General features: G+C 36.6%; 19 protein-coding genes. 6 read left to right on the forward strand and 13 right to left on the reverse strand.

Going from position 1 to position 21,599, the window contains the following annotated elements; all coding sequences use genetic code 11:
* Positions 1-33 precede the first annotated feature (33 nt).
* Positions 34-1,026 (reverse strand): ribonucleoside-diphosphate reductase small subunit, encoded by a 993-nt coding sequence (locus IEV85_RS01985; RefSeq protein ID WP_188460121.1) that lies wholly within the window; start codon positions 1,024-1,026, stop codon positions 34-36.
* Positions 1,027-1,393: 367 nt separating this feature from the next.
* The gene (locus IEV85_RS01990) at positions 1,394-1,900 is read right to left on the reverse strand and encodes a hypothetical protein (protein WP_188460122.1); all 507 of its coding nucleotides are present in this window, start codon (positions 1,898-1,900) and stop codon (positions 1,394-1,396) included.
* Positions 1,901-2,189: 289 nt separating this feature from the next.
* On the opposite strand from IEV85_RS01990, the gene rplU reads away from it, so the two are divergent.
* Both rplU and rpmA read left to right on the forward strand, forming a co-directional pair.
* Complete coding sequence (gene rplU, locus IEV85_RS01995) at positions 2,190-2,501, forward strand: 50S ribosomal protein L21 (protein WP_188460123.1); 312 nt, start codon at positions 2,190-2,192, stop codon at positions 2,499-2,501.
* A gap of 8 nt (positions 2,502-2,509) precedes the next feature.
* Positions 2,510-2,767 (forward strand): 50S ribosomal protein L27, encoded by a 258-nt coding sequence (rpmA, locus tag IEV85_RS02000; protein WP_188460124.1) that lies wholly within the window; start codon positions 2,510-2,512, stop codon positions 2,765-2,767.
* Positions 2,768-3,298: 531 nt separating this feature from the next.
* On the opposite strand, the gene IEV85_RS02005 is transcribed toward rpmA, so the two are convergent.
* From IEV85_RS02005 to IEV85_RS02025, 5 genes are all read right to left on the reverse strand, one after another.
* The gene (locus IEV85_RS02005) at positions 3,299-4,273 is read right to left on the reverse strand and encodes an MlaD family protein (RefSeq protein ID WP_188460125.1); all 975 of its coding nucleotides are present in this window, start codon (positions 4,271-4,273) and stop codon (positions 3,299-3,301) included.
* 3 nt (positions 4,274-4,276) lie between these two features.
* Positions 4,277-5,056, reverse strand: coding sequence for an ABC transporter ATP-binding protein (locus tag IEV85_RS02010; RefSeq protein WP_229712468.1), 780 nt, complete (start codon positions 5,054-5,056; stop codon positions 4,277-4,279).
* A 1-nt stretch (position 5,057) separates the two neighbouring features.
* Positions 5,058-5,852, reverse strand: coding sequence for an MlaE family ABC transporter permease (locus IEV85_RS02015; RefSeq protein WP_188460126.1), 795 nt, complete (start codon positions 5,850-5,852; stop codon positions 5,058-5,060).
* 174 nt (positions 5,853-6,026) lie between these two features.
* Entirely contained in the window at positions 6,027-6,662 is a 636-nt protein-coding gene (locus IEV85_RS02020; protein ID WP_188460127.1) for a Crp/Fnr family transcriptional regulator, read from the reverse strand.
* A gap of 88 nt (positions 6,663-6,750) precedes the next feature.
* Positions 6,751-7,188, reverse strand: coding sequence for a YybH family protein (locus IEV85_RS02025; protein ID WP_229712470.1), 438 nt, complete (start codon positions 7,186-7,188; stop codon positions 6,751-6,753).
* Between the two features lie 246 nt (positions 7,189-7,434).
* Between IEV85_RS02025 and IEV85_RS02030 the strand changes: the two genes are divergently transcribed.
* The 3 genes from IEV85_RS02030 (at position 7,435) to IEV85_RS02040 (ending at position 15,670) form a co-directional block, all read left to right on the forward strand.
* Positions 7,435-8,373 carry a thioredoxin family protein gene (locus tag IEV85_RS02030; RefSeq protein WP_188460128.1) on the forward strand — a complete coding sequence of 313 codons (939 nt, stop codon included), beginning with the start codon at positions 7,435-7,437 and terminating at the stop codon, positions 8,371-8,373.
* Between the two features lie 80 nt (positions 8,374-8,453).
* Complete coding sequence (locus IEV85_RS02035; protein WP_188460129.1) at positions 8,454-15,035, forward strand: alpha-2-macroglobulin family protein; 6,582 nt, start codon at positions 8,454-8,456, stop codon at positions 15,033-15,035.
* Between the two features lie 5 nt (positions 15,036-15,040).
* Positions 15,041-15,670, forward strand: a complete 630-nt coding sequence (locus IEV85_RS02040) for a chloramphenicol acetyltransferase (protein WP_188460130.1) — start codon at positions 15,041-15,043, stop codon at positions 15,668-15,670.
* Between the two features lie 7 nt (positions 15,671-15,677).
* Here IEV85_RS02040 and IEV85_RS02045 read toward each other — a convergent pair whose 3' ends face one another.
* The 3 genes from IEV85_RS02045 to IEV85_RS02055 all read right to left on the reverse strand — a co-directional run bounded on the left by IEV85_RS02045 (position 15,678) and on the right by IEV85_RS02055 (position 17,184).
* Positions 15,678-15,902, reverse strand: a complete 225-nt coding sequence (locus IEV85_RS02045) for a DUF2905 domain-containing protein (RefSeq protein ID WP_188460131.1) — start codon at positions 15,900-15,902, stop codon at positions 15,678-15,680.
* A gap of 95 nt (positions 15,903-15,997) precedes the next feature.
* Positions 15,998-16,522 carry an NADPH-dependent FMN reductase gene (locus IEV85_RS02050; RefSeq protein WP_188460132.1) on the reverse strand — a complete coding sequence of 175 codons (525 nt, stop codon included), beginning with the start codon at positions 16,520-16,522 and terminating at the stop codon, positions 15,998-16,000.
* Between the two features lie 71 nt (positions 16,523-16,593).
* The gene (locus tag IEV85_RS02055) at positions 16,594-17,184 is read right to left on the reverse strand and encodes a YceI family protein (protein ID WP_188460133.1); all 591 of its coding nucleotides are present in this window, start codon (positions 17,182-17,184) and stop codon (positions 16,594-16,596) included.
* 150 nt (positions 17,185-17,334) lie between these two features.
* Between IEV85_RS02055 and IEV85_RS02060 the strand changes: the two genes are divergently transcribed.
* Positions 17,335-18,153 carry a purine-nucleoside phosphorylase gene (locus IEV85_RS02060; protein ID WP_188460134.1) on the forward strand — a complete coding sequence of 273 codons (819 nt, stop codon included), beginning with the start codon at positions 17,335-17,337 and terminating at the stop codon, positions 18,151-18,153.
* Here the strand turns inward: IEV85_RS02060 and IEV85_RS02065 are convergent, their stop codons facing one another.
* From IEV85_RS02065 to IEV85_RS02075, 3 genes are read right to left on the reverse strand one after another with little or no spacing between them, the layout of a single operon-like run.
* Positions 18,154-19,284, reverse strand: a complete 1,131-nt coding sequence (locus IEV85_RS02065; protein WP_188460135.1) for a DNA polymerase III subunit — start codon at positions 19,282-19,284, stop codon at positions 18,154-18,156.
* A gap of 15 nt (positions 19,285-19,299) precedes the next feature.
* Positions 19,300-20,142, reverse strand: coding sequence for a twin-arginine translocase subunit TatC (tatC, locus tag IEV85_RS02070; RefSeq protein WP_188460136.1), 843 nt, complete (start codon positions 20,140-20,142; stop codon positions 19,300-19,302).
* 2 nt (positions 20,143-20,144) lie between these two features.
* Positions 20,145-21,419, reverse strand: a complete 1,275-nt coding sequence (locus IEV85_RS02075; protein ID WP_188460137.1) for a serine hydroxymethyltransferase — start codon at positions 21,417-21,419, stop codon at positions 20,145-20,147.
* Positions 21,420-21,599 lie beyond the last annotated feature (180 nt).

The following is a 21,599-nucleotide window of genomic DNA, read 5'->3' on the forward strand; positions in this document are numbered from 1 at the left end:
CTGTTAAACGAGAAGTATAACCTCTGAGGATCTTTAAAAATCCTCATCTAATGAAAACCTTGCCTGGTTATCATCTTCTTTTTTCATCACTCCTGCTTTTTGGTAATCTCCAACTCTTTTCTCAAAGAAGTTGGTTTTTCCTTGAAGTGATATCATTTCCATAAAATCAAATGGATTAGTGGCATTGTATATTTTAGGACATCCTAATTCAGATAAAAGCCTGTCAGCCACAAACTCAATATACTGACGCATTAGGTCAGCATTCATGCCAATTAGGTTTACAGGAAGAGAGTCTGTAACAAATTCCTGCTCAATTCTTACTGCGTCAGCAATTATATCAGTAATGGTTTGCTGCGGAAGTTTGTTTTTCAAATGGCTGTTATATAGAAGGCAGGCAAAGTCGCAATGCAATCCCTCATCTCGTGAGATAAGCTCATTAGAGAATGTGAGGCCTGGCATTAAGCCTCTTTTCTTTAACCAGAAAATAGAACAGAAACTTCCTGAGAAGAAGATACCTTCAACAGCTGCAAAAGCAATTAATCTTTCTGCATATGATCCTTCGTCAATCCAACGTAAAGCCCAATCAGCTTTTTTCTTCACACAGTCCATAGTATCTATGGCGTGGAAGAGCATATTTTTTTCTTTAGGCTCCTTTACGTAGGTATCTATTAAAAGAGAGTAAGTTTCAGAGTGCACATTTTCCATGGCTATCTGAAAACCGTAGAAAAATTTAGCTTCAGTGTATTGTACTTCAGCAACAAAGTTTTCAGCAAGGTTTTCATTGACAATTCCATCACTTGCTGCAAAGAAAGCCAACACATGCTTTATAAAGTGTCTTTCATTGTCAGTTAGGTTTTCCCAATCTTTTAAATCCTGACTTAAATCAATTTCCTCTGCTGTCCAGAAGCTAGCTTCAGCTTTTTTGTAATATTCCCAAATGTCTGCATGTTGGATAGGAAATAACACAAAGCGATCTTTGTTTTCCTGCAAAATAGGTTCATCCAAATGTTCTACTACATCACTCATCTCTATTATTTTTTATTTGTTAAAATATTATTCTCGAAATAAGGAGTAATTAAATGATAAACATTTCTGTATAAAGCAGATACAAAAATTACTAGCTACAAAACCAAAAAATAACCCCCTATTCTCTCTTTTGTGTTTACAAATATTGACAATGAAGCCGATAAATCAAAGGCGGGAAAGTTACAGACACAAGCCTGTGGATAAGTCCATAATTAATTAACAACCAGTAAGTTAATTACACTTATTTCAATTGTACTTATGCTTATTCAGGGGCTATGGACAGATAGAAAAAAAATCAAAAAGTTTTCCACAAGCACAAGCAATTCATTCTAATTAAAATTAGGCAGAATGAATAAATATTACATACCTATTTATTATATAAAAGTCGTTCTTTTAAATCTTGCGGCATATATTCTATATGCGGTTCGTGCAAATTAAGAAAGTAAGTAGCTGGGCCATAATAAGTAGTGTTGGTAACCGGATCTTCAAACTTTCTATACACTCCTTTTTTCATTTTATTAGATAAGGCCGCTGATACTGAGCTCCTTACTTTTGCTTTATTCAGTTCAGGCTCTTTCTCCATAATAAACTCAACCACCTCCATTGTTTTTATTAATTTCTTCTTAAAATCAATAAAATAAGCGATTTTTCGGGTCCAGGGCCATTGATCATGATACGCATTGGTTTTCTGATGCATTAAATTCTGTTCTTCATTTTCATGAAACAACGGCAGGTTTAGTAAAGAATCAAGGTGCACGTCTATCTCATTGATCTCAGCCTTAAATTGATTAATTTTAAGTTGTAACATTTGCTTTTTCTCTTTCAAAGCTTTCACGTACAGATCAGTGTACTTTTCAGGAATATTAACTTTCATAGATATGCGCTTAATTATTCATTTGTTATTGCAAATTAAAGTATAGCAAGCAAATAAAGCAAGCGAAGCAAGCGATATTGAGGGTAAAAATTGGGTTAATAAACATATAAAAGCTTTTAGTGCTTCATAATATTGAAAAAGCAAGCAAATAAAAAGTCGCTGTTACAATGTGAAGAAGTGATTCAGACTTAAAAAATGATAATAACAATTTAGTTTTGCAACTTTTAATAAAATCCTTATCTTTGCATTCCTTTTGAGGAATTAAATAAAATAATTTAATCATTATTTCATGTACGCAATAGTAGACATAGCCGGAAAGCAGTTCAAAGTAACGCAAGACCAATTCGTTTATGCTCCATTAATGGAGGGTGAGGATGGCGCTTCCGTAGAGTTCGACAAAGTATTGTTAGTAGACAATGGCGGGAAAGTCGAAGTAGGTGCACCTTTAATAAAAGGCGCAAAAGTTTCAGGGAAAATCCTTGGACATGTTAAAGGTAACAAAGTAATTGTTTTCAAAAAGAAACGAAGAAAAGGTTACAAGAAAAGAAACGGACATCGTCAGGATTTCACAAAAGTATTAATCGAAAACATTTCAAACTAAGATAAACCATGGCACACAAAAAAGGAGCCGGTAGTTCCAAGAACGGAAGAGAGTCGGAAAGTAAGAGATTGGGTGTTAAAATTTACGGAGGTCAGGCAGCAGTAGCGGGCAATATTATTGTTCGTCAGCGTGGAACCGCACATCACCCGGGACAAAATGTTGGTATAGGCAAAGACCACACTCTATTTGCTTTAACAAATGGAGTAGTTACCTTTAAAAAAGGTAGAAAAGACAGATCTTATGTGTCTGTTGAGCCTGTTCAATAAGAAATACCTAAATTATTGTAAAAGCCTGTAGCATTTTTGTTACAGGCTTTTTTTTGCTTCAAACTCTTTAGAAAAACTATATTAGCTCCCCGCTTTTAGTTTAAATAGAGCCCATTGAACAATTACATGAGAATCTATTACCTGTATCTGAAAGCCAGCAACAAATGATGCCCCATTGTGTAATCTAATTTCAGATTCCATATAATGTTATTTTTACTATAATAGAATTGCATTGATCACGCATAAGAAACCTAAGAATTCCCTTAGTAGGGTTTATCATGCTATTTGTGTGGGCTTTCAGCTCTGATACTAACATGAACAAGGTCAACCGGGCAAAGGTCGGTTTAATTCTTTTTGCTACAAGAATAGTTTTGAGTATACTTTTCAGCGTACTATTTGTTGCGGGATTATTTGCACTCTTTTCCGGAAATATAAAGAATTCTCATTGAATAGATTAAGCCGTAAAGGAGTTAGAGGATTCTAAACTTGTTCCTTTACAGTTCTATTTTCTACTAAACCTATCTTTACTGCTTATTCGTCTTTTTCTTTGGCTTCTCTTTTTTCCTTCTTTCTAAAATACCTCCTGAATAAAAAATTACTTTGCAAAGCTTCCATATTTTCATCCAGCTTTACTGATGAACTCTCCAGGTTTTCAATAAGTTGCTTGAGGTCGGCACCCGCCTCTTCATCATGAAGCAAAACGCCCAGCGAACTATTGGGATTATTGGTTAAAGCTTTCACCTCTGAAATAAATACAGAAGCAGTATCTGCAATTTGTTGCACTTCTGCCAGAGTACCTTTAATAGTTTCAAAAACTACCGTATCCGTCATTAAATCATTGATAAGCGTACCCTCCTTGTTAAGGTTTGCCGTAAAATTATTTAGGGAGGTGATTAATTTCTCCGTTTTAAGGGAAGCATTTCTAAGAGAAATGGCAGTAGCATTCATATTGTTGTAAAGTGCATCATCTTTAAGGAGCTTACCCAAACTACCTTCGCCAGCCGCCAGTCCGCTACTAATCACTTTAAAATCATCCGTAATGGCTAAAATATTTTTATTATTTTCCTGAAGCATGTCAATCATATCTTCTGAATCAAAAGTCTTTTCCACAATAAGCGTATCTCCCTCACTCACTTGCGGAGCACTGGCGGAACCGCCATAAATGACCAATATTTTATTTCCGATAAGTCCATCAGAGCTGATCTTAATTTTAGCATCTTTACGAATATACTCCTGTGCCCTGGTTTCAATATTGACTTGCACTTCTACCTGGGAATTTCCGTGTAAAGAAACATCTTTCACAGTGCCCACTTTAACCCCTGAGAACCATACATTATGACCTTTCTGAAGACCACTTACCTCATCAAAGAAGGAAGTAACATGCATTTTCTCCTTGAAAGTACCTGTGATACTTCCAACCATTAAAATTCCTGTGATAAGAAAAGCCAGGCCTACAACAACAAAAATACCTACAACTACTGCGCGTTTATTGGATGATTCATTCATTACTTACTTAGTAAAATTATAATTGTAAAAACTTTTAATCTGGGGATGCTCTATATCAAACAGGTCTTCAAAATTCTCGCTCTTGGTAAAGCTCCCATCTATCAACATCGCCACCTTCTGCGAGGTTGTTTTCGCACAGGTTAAATCATGTGTAATCACTATGGCACTGGTATGGTAGCGTTCCTGCATTTCTACAATCAGCTCATTAATCTCCGTGCAGGTTACGGGGTCAAGGCCTGAGGTTGGCTCATCATATAACATAATCTCCGGCTTCAAAATAAGGGTACGGGCTATGCCAATTCTTTTGCGCTGCCCTCCTGAAAGTCCTGCAGGCATTTGTTTGGCTTTATCTGCTAAACCTACAGCTTCCAATGCATCCATTACTTCATCTTTTACTTCCGCTTTGCTCAGCTTTTTAAAATTCATGGTGAGTGGAAATGACAGGTTCTGAAAAACGTTCATACTATCATATAAGGCACTGTTTTGAAAAGAAAAGCCAACACGTAAACGCAGGGCGTCCAGCTCTTTAGCATTTAACTGGTTCACCTCTTTACCAAGTACATTAACAGAGCCTCTATCGGGCTTCAGCAAGCCTACAATAATTTTGATCAGCACAGATTTACCCGTTCCGGACTTACCAAGCACCGCAATGTTTTGACCTTTTTGAAGATTAAAATCTACTCCTTTAAGTACCTCTAAATCCCCAAATGACTTATACAACCCCTTAATCTCAATTACGGGCTCTCTCATAACATCCTGATCAAGTTTTCTATCCTCTGTCATATTAAAAGTATCTTATCCAGTTTACTACTTGAACAATCAGCATTTCTTCTAAGAAAATTAAGAACATAGACAAAACTACGGCCTGATTGGCCGCCCTTCCCACACCACGGGTGCCGGAAGTAGCATTGTAGCCCTTATAACAGCCTACTATAGCTATTGTAAAACCAAAAAAGAGTGATTTAACAAGAGAGGTAATTATGTCTAAGAAACCAATAGAAGAAAAAGCCCCTTTAAAATAGGCAATAAAGCCTGTTGCTTCCTCCATGTTCACATTTACATAAGAGCCCAGCAAACCAACTACTATACAATAAAAAGTAAGCAAAGGAATGGTGACTAAAGAAGCTAATACTCTTGTCACTACTAAATATTTGAAAGGATTAATGGCCGAAACTTCCATGGCATCGATTTGCTCTGTCACTTTCATAGACCCTAATTCTGCACCAATGCTGGAACCTACTTTTCCCGCAGAAATCAAAGACGTTACCAGTGGCCCCAGTGCACGTAATATGGCTATTCCCATTAAGGAAGGTAGCCAGGACGTTGCTCCAAAATCTTCCAGCGAAGGGCGGGATTGTTTAGTAAAAACCAGCCCTATAATAAAACCGGTAACCGAGATCAAGGGAAGGGCTTTTAGTCCAATTTCAAAACATTGGTTAACAGTTTCTCTAAAATAGAATGGGGGTTTAAATAATTCCTTAAAAAAACGGGTTGTGAATCGGTAGGCATCACTTACGCCAATAAAAAACTGATCTAATCCTCTTGAAATGACATACTTCCCAGGCTTTTTATCATTCATACTCCTCATTCATTTTTATCTCATCGCTTATAATGGTTCTTAACCAATGGGATGTAAAAGCCTTATTTAATTTCATCAATACAAATTACTTTAAAAACTATATGTATTATACTTTTTCAATATTTATATTATTCTAATGCTTTACGTTTTCAATTAGAATCCGGATGTTTTAAATTATAATATCTCAATTTTATTTCTGTGCTGTTCTATTTTCTCTTCTTTCTCCAATTTCTTCAAAACTCTTGAAACCACTACTCTCGAGGTATTCAACTCATCTGCAATTTGTTGATGCGTTTTATTAATTTCAAAAGAACCTGTTGCCTGTTTCTTATCCAGCAAATAATTATACAACCGCTCATCGAGGTTCATAAAAACCAGGCTGTCCACTGTTTGTAGCAGTTCATCAAAGCGCATTTGATAGGATTGGAATACAAATTTCCTGAAAGAAGGGTATTTCTGAATCCAGCTATCCAGGTAAGCAGTAGGCATCATCCACATTTCAGTATCTTCTTCCGCCACTACATGAAAAGTACTCTTCTTTCCTTCCAAACAGCAGGTTATTGACATAGCACAAGTGTGTCCTCCCTCCAGGTAATACAAAAACACTTCATTACCTTTTTCATCATGACGCATTACACGAAGTAACCCTTTAATAACTAAAGGCATTTCACCCGCTGACTGATTAGGTGAAATAACAGTCTGTCCTGCTTTTACTTTTCGTAATCTGCCCAAGCTCAAAATCTCCTCTCTGAGAGGTGCTTCAGCTATTAATTCATTTAAAATTTGATTGACTGATTCCAAATTGACCATTTTACTGTAAAACTCTCTGCGTTTAACGGGAATATCTTCTATTTAGATATGAAAATAACATGAGACAATCTAAAGGTAAGTAATTACTTCACCTACTGTTTCCGTTATCCATGTCAGAAAATATTTTCCACACGCCATCCACTTTTTTAAGTGTTAGCGTAAACTTCCCCCCATCTGTCCCCTCTTCTGTTGCTCTGTATCCTCCAACAATAAAAGCAATGTTTTCTGATTTCTCATAAGCGTAAGCGGATAAATAGAGTGGTCCTCCGGAACCTTTATAAGCACTCGCTATTTTATCTTTACCTCGCACAGCTTCTCTGCCTGGTCTTAGAATAAAGCCATCTTCTGTGAAAAGCTCTGCCAGGGCTTCTGCATTAAAAGCACGCCAGTGCATTTCATAGTCAGTTAAAACATTTTGAAGTTCAACCGGTATTTCAATCTCTTGTATGTCAGTATCTTGCGCGTTAATTACATAACTGTAGCAAAAAGTCAGAAATATTAAAAAAATATAAAATTGCTTATTCATTTATTCATCAATTAATTCTTAAAATAGGATAGAGTCACTTCGTGGACACTCTAAAAACCTTCCAACGTAAGAGTTAGGTTTAGTTTACACTGGAATGCCCTATTAAATTATTAAAATTTAGAAGTTATACTCTTTAAAATAGTTAAAAAGATGGATTTAAACTAACAATGAATAGCTAAACCTTCTTATTTAAATGAAAAAATTTCTACTTTAGTTTGAAAAATTATTATCCTTAAAACAAGTACCATGACAAAATATACTATCCTCTTACTTGCCTTTTTTGCTTTCTCAACTCAAATTACAGCTCAAAGCATTCAATTCTATGAAAGTGAATCTGGAGACAAGCACATATGGGGCCCTTTCCCTATTGAGTACCTAAAGCAGGATACCACCTATGCAGGATGGTTTAATGAAAGCTATGATGCTTTTAATATGGAAAAAACAGATTATAAGTGGGTAAAAAATTTGAAGGATAAGCAGGTAGATATTTATATGGCTACCTGGTGTGGTGATACCAAAAATTATGTTCCTAAGTTTGTGCACATGTGGGACAAACTGGGCTTAAAGCGTGAGCAGCTTCATTTTACAGCACTTCATGATAGTGACTCTCTGTATAAACAAGGACCTAATGGTGAAGAAAGAGGTTTAAAAATCCATAGAGTACCTACTTTTATTTTTAAAGAAAATGGTAAAGAGGTGGGCAGAATTGTGGAATTTCCTAATACTGATTTAGTAACGGACCTGGCACAAATTGCCTTAGGTTATCCTCCTGCACCCAGCTACAGAGCTGCTAATTACTTGTTAAACTTATTTGAAGAAATGCCTCTTGATTCAATTTATAAAGATGGCAATAAACATTTCTACGCAGCATATGGAAAAGTCTCAAAATACAACGAGCTAAATACTTTGGGCAAAGTACTCCTGGAGTCAGATAGATTACAGGAAGCACTATTGGTATACAATTTCAATGTTTCCTTTTATCAATATAATCCTTACGTTAATAAAAGTTTTGCTAAAGCACTGGATAAAGCAGGTAATTACCCAATGGCCTTACAATTTTATGAAACTGCTCTCAAAATAAAGCCCGAGGACGAGGAAATCTCTAAAGAAATTGAGCGTTTGAAAATACTGGTAGCTGAACAAGAAGAAAAGAGCAAGTCTGAAAAGAAAACAAAAGAAGAATAGGATTTTCACTTTTACTCCAGACAACACATAAGCTTAACCTGCCATCGATTAAGTAGATTTTACATGTCAAAAAATTACTAATGAAAAAATACACCTTCCTGTTATTCATCCTGATTCCTATTATTACCAACGCACAGAAAAAGGATAACTTTTTTGCAAAAGCCTGGCTACAGGTTTATCAATACGAAATGGATGATTTACCCAAGTCTGCTGCCGGATTAGTTGACTCCATTTATAAAGAGTCCATCAAAAGAAAAAAACCTAAGCATCGAATTAAAGCCCTTATCTATCAATCAAAATTTTCACTCATACTAGAGGAAGAGGCACAACTCAAAATCATCAATAATTTTAAAAAAGAAATTCAGACAGTTACTTCCCCTGAGAAAAATATATTAAAAAGTCTTCTGGCAGAATTGTACCTCGATTATTACAATCAAAATAGATGGCAGATTAGAAAAAGAACAAAAACGGAAGATAAAATTGACTCTGTTGATTTTCGCACATGGGATACTGAAACAATTTTAAGTGAAGTAAAATTACTTTTTCAACAATCGTTACAACCTAAAAACAAACTCCAAAATATTCCCATCAATGATTATTATGTCTTACTGGATGTTAAAGAGGATTCCAGTAACTACAGACCTACAATTTATGATTTATTGGCCCATAACGCACTCGATTTTTATGCACAAGAAGCCCTTAGTATGGATCGTCCGGCACAATCAAGTGAAGTGATTGATTCAAACTATTTTATAGCACCATTACAAGTTAAAATTCCTCAAACTGAGTATTTTGACCCAAAAATAGCCTCACTGCATTTATACCAGGAACTTCTTTCCTTGCATACAGCAAAAGAAAATATAGCAGCAACCATAGTACTACAGATTGATTATTTGCAATACCTCAAAAATAATAGCTACATCACTGGTGTTAATGTGCTTTATGAAAAAGTTTTAAACCAGTTACTCTTAAAGTACAATGAGAATGAAGCGGCAACGCTGTTGATTTTTGAGCTTGCCAGCCATTATTTTTCTCAGCAACAAAAAAGCCAGGCACTCTCTTTATGCAACAAGGCTATTGATGCATTTCCTAAAAGCAAAGGTGCTGAATATTGCCAGAAATTGAAGGAGGAGATTTTAAGCCCGGACCTAAGGATTATAAGCGAGGAAGTGCTTTCCATCAATCAGCACTCTAAATTGCTGGTAGAATATAAAAATATCGACAGCATAGAGTTTAGCCTTTTTAAGGTAAAGCAAGAGTTTATCAATATTTACCAATTATCACATTCTGATTCTGCTAAGGCTCATTTTTTAGCAACCCATCCAGTATTGAAAAGCTTTACTCAGGTGCTTACAAATCCGAAAGATTATATTGAGCATTCAACAGAGGTACTTTTACCTCCTCTTCCTTCGGGCAACTACATCTTATTAGCCAATGCTTTTGACACATCGGACAAGGAAATTTTTGCCTGTAATAATTTACAAGTCAGTAATCTGGCAATAATCAGTACTGAACTAAAAAACGAAAAACGATTTCAATTGATTAACAGGAACACTGGTACCCCGTTTGCCAATAGCACACTTGTTCTGTATAAAAGTAGAGAAGAGCAGCCTCTTACGCAATTAAACACAGATGCTAAGGGCTTTGCCACCTTTCCTTATCCAAAAGCCTATACCAGATTAGATGTTTTGGCTGTTCATGAAAATGACAGTTTACTTTTAACCAATTCCTATATCGGAACCTATAATGACTACAATAGAAACGAGGCCGAAGTAACTGCAAGAGTAAAGTTGCTGACCGATAGGAGCATATACAGGCCAGGACAGGAGGTTTTCTTTAAAGCAATTTTGATGTCTGAAAAAAATGATAAAACAGAACCTGTTGCCGGTCAATATATCACAGTAATTTTAGAAAATGTAAATGGTGAGGAAGTTGCTCATCTACGCTTAAAAACGAATGAGTTTGGCTCCGCTACAGGAAGTTTTAAACTCCCGGAAACTGGCTTAACCGGTGAATATTCATTAGTAGCTGAGGAAGATAATGAAGAAGAAAGCGAGTTCTATGATTATGAGCTAGATGAATTTGAATACAGCAGCACAACTATTTCAGTAGAAGAATATAAAAGGCCAACTTTTGAAGTCAATTTTGCCCCTATTACGGCCTCGTACAGTTTAAATGATAGTATTACAACTTCAGGGACTGCTACTGCTTTTAGCGGAGCTACATTAAATAATGCGAAAGTAACCTATGCTGTCACCAGAAAAACAGAATTTAAACCATGGTATTATGGCGAATATTCAAGACCTTATTTTGGTGAAGAAGAGCAGGAAATAACTTCCGGAGAAACTGAAACAGATTCAGAAGGGAATTTTCAGATTGATTTTAAGGCAATACCGGATACTGACTCCGAAGTAAGTGCACAGCCGGTTTTTATTTATGAAGTAACAGCCAATGTTACAGATATAAATGGTGAAACAAGAATCGCTACAACTGAAATAAAATTAGCTTACCATAGACTTGAAGCGACTATTAACCTTCCTAAAAGAATTAACAGAAATGATCAGAATTTTAAATTCGAAGTCATCATTAAAAATTTAAACGGTCAGGAAGCAGATGCTAAAGGAGAGGTAAAAGTTTATAAACTACAAGGACCTGAGAAACTAACAATCGAGCGATATTGGCAAATACCCGATTTACCTGTTTTAAGTGATAAGGAATACAAAGAATATTTCCCTCATGAAAGCCACCAAACTGAGTCAGACGATCAGCAGTGGACTTTAGGTGAAATGCTAGCAGTCAAGCAATTTAATACAGAAGATGCTAAAGAAATATCATTGTCCCCCTCACAATCATGGCCTTTAGGTAAATATGTGGCACAATTGGAGACAACTGATTCCCTGGGAAATAAAATAGAAGCAAAAACCTATTTTGAAGTTTTCGATCCAAAATCAAAAAAGCTGCCGGAACCTCAATTATTTTCAATTGAAAAAGATAAATCCGATTACTCGGAAGGAGATAAAATACAATTAACAATAGGAAGCTCCTCCCCTAAGCTAAGCATTACCCTTGATATTGAAAGGGATCATGAAATAGTGGAGAGCCGGATTATTCATCTTTCTGATGAGATCAAAACTATTGAAATTCCCGCAGGAAATAATGAGCATGGAGGTTTTGCCATTTTATACAGTTATGCCAATTTTAACAGATATGAGAGTGGTAAAATGATTATTCCGGTAAAAAAGGAAATAAAGCCACTAAAAATTAGCACTTCTACCTTTAGAGACAAACTTTTGCCCGGAGCAGAGGAGACATGGAGCTTTCGTGTATCAGGGAAAAAAAAGGCTGAAAAAGAAGCTGAGCTTTTGGCTTCCATGTATGATGCCTCGCTGGACCAGTTTAAGCCTCATCAATGGAGATTTAACCCTTTACAAACACCTGTGTATTACAGTTACAGGTATTCAAATCCATCAGGTTTTGGCAGGAGTTATTTTCAGTCTAATTTTTACAGAAACAATTATTACATAGCTCCCACCAATAATTATAATTCCTTTAACTGGTTCGGTTTTAGCTTGTTCCGCAACTCTTATGCTCAAAGACAATATCTCAATAAACTCCGATCGGTTTTTTTCACTACGCAAACACCTACCATTACACAAACCAGTAGCAACTCAGTTAAAAAGGGATATATAGCAGGAAAAATCACAGATAGCAAGGGAGCACCTCTGGCTGGTGCAAATATCTATGTAAAAGGCACTGACAAAGGAACCCTTACAAATGAACAGGGAAAATACAGTATTCAGGCGAATACAGGTGATTCTATAATCATTACCTTCATCGGTTTACAGAATGTCACTATAACTATTGAAAATAAGAATGTGATCAATGTTAAAATGGCTGCCGATATTCAGTCACTTTCTGAAGTAGTGGTGGTAGGTTATGGCGTACAAAGAGAAAAACGAAGTTTGAGTAGTGCTGTCACCGTAGTAGAAGAAGAAATAATGTTAGATATGGTTGCTCCAACTGAACAGCAAGCGTTTTCCGCCAATAATACTGATGATGTAGAAATGGTAGATTTAAAAATCCGGGGCACCAGCTCCATCGGTAGCGAAAATCCTCCACTGTACATTGTGGATGGAGTTCCCGTAACTGAGATGGATTTATCAGAAGAAGATATCATCTCCATGGAGGTGCTAAAAGGTGAAGCTGCTACCTCCATCTATGGTGCAAGAGCTGCCAATGGCGCTGTTATTATTACTACCAAAAAAGGCCAGGCACAAATGGATAAAATGTTGTTAGAAGTTCAATCAAGAAAAGATTTTAAAGAGACCGCCTTCTTCTACCCACAATTAACCACCAACAAGAAGGGGGAAGTATCATTCCATTTTACTGCTCCGGAGTCTCTCACGCGATGGAAATTGCAATTACTGGCGCACAATAGATCATTATCTGTAGGCTACAAAAGTTTACAGGCTGTTACACAGAAAGAGTTAATGGTAAGCCCTAACGCACCTCGATTTTTGAGAAAAGGAGATATTCTGTCTCTTTCTACTAAAATCACCAATTTAAGCGCAGAGCCCCTAAGCGGTAAAATAGCATTGATTTTAGAAGATGCTATCACAGGTAAATCTTTAAATACAGCTTTTGAGAATGCTGCAGGACAGCAAAATTTTAGCATAGCTGCAAAAAATACTACAGAAGTGAATTGGGAAATAAAGGTGCCTGAGCAATTTGATGCGTTGCAGTACAAGATAGTAGCCACTACGGGAAATTATAGCGATGGCGAGCAGAACATCATCCCAATATTACCTAACAAAGAACTGGTGACGGAAAGTCTGCCTTTCACTATCAGAGATTCAGGCGAGCATAGGTTTACTTTTAAAAAGCTACGGGAAAATAAATCCGGCACACTGAGCCATCATCAGCTTACTTTCGAACTCACCACCAATCCTATCTGGAATGCGATCAAATCCTTACCCTATTTAATGGAGTACCCTTATGAATGTTCAGAACAAATATTTTCAAGGTATTTTGCCAATAAATTGGGAAGCCAAATCCTGGCTGAAAACCCTGTTATACAATCTGTTTTTGATCAATGGAAGGAGGAGGGCAACTTTAAAAGTCCCCTGGAAGAAAATGCAGAGTTAAAAAGTATTCTTATTCAGGAAACGCCATGGCTTAGGGATGCGCAAAATGAAGCTGAACAACAAAAAAGAATAGCAATGCTATTTGATCTTGATAAGATGGATCGTCAATTAACAAGTGCCATAGATAAGTTGGCTCAAATGCAACTTTCCAACGGTGGTTTCCCCTGGTTTAGTGGAAATGGAATAGCCAACAGATACATCACACAATATATCTTAACAGGCTTAGGACAATTACAAAAGATAACTTCTTCTGATGCAGACTCAAAAATCAGGAATATAATTCAAAAAGGAATCCAATACCTGGATGCAGGTATACGGAAAGATTATGAACTACTTCTAGAAAACAAAAAAGTGTATGACAACATAAACCTTTCTGATCAGCATATTGGTAATTACCAGGTTCAGGCAATTTATGCCCGCAGTTTCTTTGATGAAGAAATCCCAACCTCCTCGCAGAAGGCTTATGACTATTATATCAATCAATCTAAAGAATACCGGAAAGCATTCGACTTAAAGCTTCGTGGCATGATTGCGCTATCACATTTTAGAATGGGCGACAAAAATCTATCTTATAAAATTTTAGCTTCTTTGAATGAAAATAGCATTACTTCTGAAGAGATGGGAATGTACTGGAAGGAAAATAAAAATAGTTATTACTGGACTCAATCTCCCATTGAAACCCAGGCTTTAATGATTAGGCTATTTGAGGAAGTAGGTCAATCAGATTCCTCAATACATAAAGATGAGTTAAAAAATATCATTCAGAATTTACAAATTTGGCTTATGCAAAATAAGCGGAGTAACCAATGGTCAACAACAAAAGCTACCACGCAGGCAATTTATGCGCTGCTGCAAAATAATCAGGAGCAATTATCAGAAATGGATGAGGTGCAAGTAAGCTTAGGTAGCAAAACAATAGATGTTGCTATTAAGGAAAAAGGTGCCGGTTACATTAAAAAGAGCTGGAAACCAACAGAGATTGAGCAAGCAATGAGTAACATTTCTGTGACTAAAAAGAATGAAGGACTGGCTTATGGAGCGGTATACTGGCAATACTTTGAGGAGCTTGATAAAATTGATGCCAATACCGAAGGGCCCTTAAAACTGACTAAAAAAGTATTTAAGGTGAGCCGAAATGACAAAGGAGAAATTTTATCTGAAGTCACTGATTCAGTTCAACTTAAATTAGGAGATAAAGTAAGAATCAGGATAGTACTAAAATCCGACAGAAATATGGAATTTCTTCATATGAAAGATCAGCGTGCAGCAGGACTGGAACCTGTGGATGTTATTTCAGCCTATAAATGGCAGGATGGATTGGGTTATTACCAATCTACGAAAGATGCCAGCACTAACTTTTTCTTTGAAGAATTGCCAAAAGGAGTTTATGTATTTGAGTACGATCTTTTGGTAAACAATGCAGGGCTATTTTTAAACGGTGTCACCACTATAGAAAGCATGTATGCTCCTGAGTTTAAAAGTCATTCTGAAGGAATAATTTTACAACTGAATAAATAAAACTATTGAAAAAGATAGATCTTAACAGCTACCCAAGAAAAGAGCATTTTGAATTTTTTGGGCAATTCGATGAGCCATTTTTTGGATTGACAGTAGAAATAGACTGTGCTAAAGCGACTCAATTCTGTAAAGAAGAAAAAATTTCTTTCTATCAATTTTACACCTTTCAAATCCTGAAAGCTGTGAATGAAGTACCAGAGCTACGGCACCGGCTAATTGATGGGGAAATATTTGACATGGAAGAAGTCCATGTTTCGTCTACTGTACTAAGGGACAACAAAACCTTTGGTTTCTCAAAGATTCTTTATAAAAGCAGTTTTGCAGAATTTGCTGAGGGTATGAAGGAAGAGACAGAAAGGGTCAGAAATTCTTCAGGACTTCAGTTGATTCCCGGGCAGCATGATGTAATTCATTACACAGCCACTCCATGGTTACATTTCACTTCTATTTCGCATGCCAGACACTTCAAGTTCAAAGATTCAATTCCTAAGCTTGCAGTGGGAAAAGCAGTAGAAAAAGAAGGAAAACGAATGATGCCAGTTTCCATTCATGCCCACCATGCATTAGTGGACGGTTATCATGTAGGTTTATTCTATGAGAAACTATCTGATTATCTACACAACCCCAACACATGAAATTATTCTATAAAAACCTTTTAATGAGGTTTATGATGATGGTAAGTAAAGCACTAGCCAGCAACATGGTAGTGATAGGAAAGTAAAATCGCATATTCTCATTTTCTATCCTGATATCACCGGGTAACCTGCCTATCCAATGGAGCTTATCATGGAAGAAATAGATCAGAACTCCTATTAGAATAATTCCTAAACCCAGAAAGATAATCCATTTACCTGTTTCGCTATTCATAATTAGTCAGTTTCTTCTAAGTACGAATCGTAATAAGATGGTGTTAGGCTTACAAAAAAATCCTGCTTTCAAGAATGTACCAACATTAAATAGTACTAGAACTCAATTAACAACTTAACCTGCTCTTCCAATAATTGATTATAAAGCACATCTGTTACCTGTTCTCCGTCAAAATTTCTTTCTATTCTCGCTAATTTAGGTTTAAGTGCCAGCACATGCATCCCTAAATAATTGAAAATATCCGTCATATGGCTTAAAGCTAGTCCACCTCCTTGCACACCGGAAGACAGCCCTACCAAAGCACACTTCTTATTTCTGAAGCTTGAAGGATAACCCATGCCATCAATAAAAGCTTTCAACACACCGGGGAAAGATCCGTTGTATTCAGGAATGATAAATACATATTTTTCACTATCCTTTAATTTATCCTGATAAACGTTAAAAGCAGCATTTTTCCCTGAGTTTTCATATAAAGCAGAAAAAATAAAATCATTAGGCAATTCAGCCAAATCTATTATTTGAGATTGCTGCTGGTGTTGGTCAAGCAAGTTTTTATATAAGTTGGCTATTTCAAGAGAAACAGAATTTTTACGATTGGTACCTGCAATTATTGTAATCATATGTGCTTTTTCTTGTAAACAAAAATAGGGACATAATGTCCCTATCCCATAGTTTATCCGTAAAACTATTATTATAATGATGAAAGATTTACTGATAATTTGAAATCATCATAAATCATTTTGTCTCCTAAACCATCAAAAAATGAACCTGAGCCATAACGCACGTTCCATTTTGTTCTGTCCAATGCAAAGGTAGCTTTTGCATTCACTTTGTCGCCATTAACAGTAACTGTAGCAGGGAAAGTAATTTTATTAGTGATTCCTTTTATAGTTAACTCACCAGAAATAAAATGGGTAGCATCGGCTTGTTTGCTTTCACTTACAGAGTTTATTTTGAAAAGCGCAGTTGGATATTTTTCTACACTGAAGAAATCATCTGACTTCAAGTGTCCCATTAATTTACCTTTTGAGTCTCCCTCAAGATCTAATACATCTATAGAGGTCATGTCAATTGTAAATTCACCCCCTTTAATGGTTCCGTTTTCAACATCTAAAGCACCACTCTTAATATTTACAGTACCATTGTGCTGACCAGTTACTTTTTCTCCCACCCAGGCAATTTGGCTAGATTTTACGTCAACTTTTACTTCTTTTCTGATAAACGTAAAAGCTGCGGCTACTATAAGAGCAGCGAATGCAATTGATAAAATTTTAATTCTCATCGTTGATAAAGTATTTATAGGTTTTTCAATTTACATGTACCTACATGTAATATGCGCAATAAACTCTCTTCCTGGCAATAAGGTTTCAAATTTTTAAAAATAATTTTGATACTAAGCATTCTTCAGGCAAATTGAAGTCAAATTTTTCATATGGTAAGTATAGAACAAATAAAAGAGGCAACTATTTACATTCAGTCGGTAGTTGATTACAAACCAGAAGTAGGTATTATTTTAGGAACAGGACTTGGTGCCCTGGTGGAAGATATTGAAATCCATCAGAAAATAAGTTATAAAGATATCCCTAACTTCCCGGTATCTACAGTTGAAACACATTCCGGGTTCCTAATATTTGGTGAGCTTAGCGGTAAAAAAGTAGTAGCTATGCAGGGCAGGTTTCACTATTATGAAGGTTATTCAATGCAGCAGGTAACTATGCCCGTGCGTGTAATGAAGCTGCTGGGCATTCAATACTTATTTATTTCCAATGCTGCAGGAGGTCTTAACCCCTCCTTAAAATTAAGTGATGTGATGGTTATCAATGATCATATCAACTTATTTCCCGAAAACCCTTTGCGTGGAGCAAATTTGGATGAATTTGGTAGTCGTTTCCCCGATATGTATGAGCCATATGACAGAAAACTTATTGAAAAGGCTATGGAAGTAGCTAAAGATGCAGGAATAAACTTACAGGAAGGCGTGTATGCCGGGGTACCAGGCCCTAACCTGGAGACTCCAGCGGAATATAAATACCTTGAGACAATTGGGGCTGATGCAGTAGGAATGAGTACGATACCAGAAAATATTGTCGCCCGCCATATGCAGCTGCCTGTTTTTGCAATCTCAGTTATAACAGATTTATGCACACCGGAGCAGCTAAAGCCAGTCTCTATTCCTGAAATTATAGGTGCTGCTATGAAGGCTCAACCAAAAATGATGCGTATTTTTAAAGGTTTACTAAAATCGCTGTAGTTAACTTGCTCGTAAAATCCCTGATATTTGGATAGAGACGTTTAAGAAAGTCATTTTAGGACTTGCGTTTCTTTCCAGGTAATAGGAAGCTTTATTCAGTACATCAGTCATTTGAGCCACTTTTTCCAGGGTAATGGTTTTGCTGAATTTTTCAACAAAAGCTTTATTTTCAGCTGGTATGCGCATGAGCTCACTGGTTTGCATAAGAGCCATTAATGACTCCCTGTAAATATTTTCAGCATGTATCAACCACTGCTGTTGATTTACTTTACTAAACTTATGGAAGGATTCAGAACGCTTTACCATACTGGCATAATCTTTAGTATAGCACTCTCGCATCCACTGCTCGAACTCAGCCTGAGTATCGTCAGAAACATCATCAGACAGAGACAGGGCTTTGTGCAAATCACCTTGAGCGATATGTGCCAATTGTTTGGCCAATCGAGGATCAATCTGATATCTCTTGGTTAAGACCTCCAAAATTTCATCATCAGAATAAGCAGGCACATGAACACTCTGAGTTCTGGAGGTAATAGTACCCAATAATTTTCCCTGATTATTCGAAACCAGCAGAAATACTGTTTTTTCAGCAGGTTCCTCAATAATCTTCAGCAATGCATTTGCGGCAGAAGGATGTAAAAACTCAGGCAGCCAGATCAGCATTACTTTATACCTGCCTTCAAATGCCTTCAAAGATAAGCTTTTGATAATTTGTCTGCTTTCCTCTCTGGAAATATTCAATTGCTTATTATCCACTCCTAAATGAGCTACCCAGTCAGTTACTGACGCAAAAGGATCTTTTATCAAGAACTGCCTCCATGGCTTCAAGAAATTTTGGCTAATTTTTGCATCTGATCCCTTTATCTGATCATTGGCTGCGGTAGGGAATGAAAAATGAAAATCCGGATGAATGTATTTAGCATTTTTCTGGCATGAGGCACATACTCCACAAGCATCCTCTTCTCCCCTGTTCTCACAATTAAGGTAAGTAGCGTAAGCAATAGCCATAGGCAGATTAGCTGAACCGGAGTTTCCTAAGAACAGTTGGGCATGGGCAATGTGATTATTCTTCACTCCCTTTATCAACTGCTTTTTTAAATCGTCCAATCCAGGTATTTCTGCGAAAGTCATAGCTGTAGGTTTTATTTAGTTGCCTTCACTTTTTTGTAAACCCATTTCCTTTTTCTTGTTTTTTCTGTAAACAATTGAGGCAATATAAATACTGATTTCATACAGTAACATCAGAGGAAGGGAAATCAGTAATTGGCTTATAGGATCAGGAGGTGTTATAAGCGCACCAAGTATTAAAATTATTACAATGGAATGTCTCCTGAACCTTCTTAGAATCTCAGGATTTAAAATTCCTGCTTTTGTCATAAAGTAAATTACCATTGGCAATTGAAACATGAGCCCGCAAGCCAGCACAAGCATAGTTACTGTAGATACATAAGAGGTGATATCAAACTCATTCAATACAGAAGGGTCCACCTGATAATTCGCTAAAAAGTTAACTGAAATAGGCGTAACAATGTAGTAGCCGAACAGTACTCCTGATATAAAAAGCAGCGTTACAAAAAAGGTAGCTCCACGACTATACTGCTTCTCTTTACTGTACAAAGCAGGGCTGATAAACCTCCACATCTCCCAGAAAAAGTAAGGAAAAGCTACAATTAAGCCTACCACAGTAGATGAAGTAATATGCATACTAAACTGCCCTGTCATTTTTCTACTTTGAATAATGAAAGGCAGTTCATCAATGCAAAAGGCAGTGGAATTTGCTATTGTTTGGCCAAACTTACAAGCCATTTGATAAAACCAAAAATCCGGGCGGCTAGGCCCTAGTATTAAGGTTCCGAACACAAACTCCTTTGAGGCAAAAGCAATAATAGAAAAAACAACAATGGCCACAAAAGAGCGTACAATGTGCCAGCGAAACGCTTCTAAATGATCTAAGAAGCTCATTTCCACCTGTGGTTGATCTGATGGCATACTTATGCTTTAAATAAAGGAAATCCTGACATCCACTCGTTAATTTCTTTCTTTAATGTAGAGATTTTTTGTTCATCCTCATGGTGGGTGATCACAGTATCAATATAATTTACAATCTTTTCCATATCTTTCTCTACTAACCCTCTTGTAGTAATAGCTGCTGTACCTACTCTCATGCCGGAAGTAACAAAAGGTGATTTATCATCAAAAGGCACCATGTTTTTATTAATAGTGATATCTGCATGACCTAAAACTGCTTCAGCTTGCTTTCCGGTAATATTTTTAGAACGTAAATCAATCAACATCAAATGGTTATCGGTTCCTCCAGAAATGATTTTATAATTTCTTTCCATAAATGCTTTGGCCATTACATCAGCATTTTTTTGTACCTGAAGAATATAATTGAAGTAATCTTCGGTTAAGCATTGTCCGAAAGCCACAGCTTTAGCAGCAATAACATGCTCCAACGGGCCACCTTGAGTGCCGGGAAACACACCTGAGTCCAACAATTGCGTAATTGTTCTTAATTCACCTTTAGGGTTTTTAATTCCAAAAGGATTCTCAAAATCATCTCTTACTAAAATTAAGCCTCCCCTGGGGCCTCTTAACGTTTTATGAGTAGTTGTAGTAACAATATGGCAATGGTCTAAAGGATCGTTAAGAATTCCACGTGCAATTAAACCACTTGGGTGAGAAATATCAGCCAATAATAAAGCTCCTACTTCATCAGCTATTTCTCTTAAGCGTTCATAATCCCAATCTCTACTGTAAGCAGAAGCTCCACAGATAATCATTTTGGGCTTTTCCTTTTTTGCTGTTACTTCTACCTTGTCCCAATCTATCAATCCGGTTTCTTCTTCCACTCCATAGAAGCTGGGCTTATACAATTTACCGGAAAAGTTTACAGGAGAACCATGGGTCAGGTGACCTCCATGAGAAAGATCAAAACCTAAGATCTTATCCCCCGGATTTAAGCAGGCTAACATTACTGCAGCATTTGCCTGTGCTCCGGAATGTGGTTGCACATTGGCCCAGGAAGCATCAAATAATTCCTTTACCCGCTCTATCGCCAGATTTTCTACTTCATCCACTATCTCACACCCCCCATAGTATCTTTTGCCAGGCAAGCCTTCAGCATATTTATTGGTTAGTACACTTCCCATTGCTTCCATTACCTGTGGCGAGGTGAAATTCTCTGAAGCAATTAGCTCAATGCCGGTTTCTTGTCTTTTTTGTTCCTTCTGGATCAGGTCAAATAGGGCGGTATCTCTCTGCATAATCTTTTTCTAATTTGAGCTTAAAATTAGGTCAGATTCTCGGAATTTACAATGTTATTTCAGGGAACCTTAAGTCTCAATGAGTTTTTATTTATCAAGGGTAACAGTATTTGATCAAGGGGTTTAAATAAACATAAATGAAATAAGAATATATCAATCTTATTGAATTTTATTTCAAAC

This window comes from Marivirga lumbricoides, from assembly GCF_014636295.1.
Lineage (GTDB): Bacteria > Bacteroidota > Bacteroidia > Cytophagales > Cyclobacteriaceae > Marivirga > Marivirga lumbricoides.